The organism is Methanomassiliicoccales archaeon (assembly GCA_014361295.1).
Taxonomy (GTDB): Archaea; Thermoplasmatota; Thermoplasmata; order Methanomassiliicoccales; family JACIVX01; genus JACIVX01.
The window spans coordinates 545-978 of record JACIVX010000096.1 but is presented as its reverse complement, the minus strand read 5'-3'; the positions used below and the strand labels follow the sequence as shown (position 1 = coordinate 978).

Below are 434 nucleotides of genomic sequence, written 5' to 3'. Positions count from 1 at the left end.
GAAAGACATCGGCCGGGAAGTGATCCTTGCCGGATGGGTTCATGCCGTGCGGGACTTCGGAAGCCTCACGTTCGTGGACCTGCGCGATTCCTCGGGGATTGTGCAGCTTGTGTTCCGCGGCGATCCCCGGGCTCGCGAACTTGGCCGGGAGGACGTGATCCGGGTGACCGGAAAAGTGGTGGGCCGGGAGAATCCAAACCCGAATTTGCCCACCGGCGCGGTGGAAGTGGCCGTGGAAAACCTGGAAATTTTGGCCAAGTCCAAGCCCCTTCCCTTCCTGCCCGAGGAGGAAGTGAAGGCCAGCGAGGAGACCCGCCTGCGCTACCGGTTTTTGGACCTGCGGCGGCCGCGCATGCAACGAAATCTGCGCCTGCGCCACAAAGTGGCCATGGCCATCCGTGAGTATCTCGACGCCCACGGCTTCATCGAGGTGG

At 63.1% G+C, this 434-nt stretch carries 1 protein-coding gene; it reads left to right on the top strand.

Going from position 1 to position 434, the window contains the following annotated elements; all coding sequences use genetic code 11:
* A partial coding sequence (locus tag H5T41_11360; protein ID MBC7109356.1) for an aspartate--tRNA ligase occupies positions 1-434 on the top strand: 434 nt, incomplete at both ends.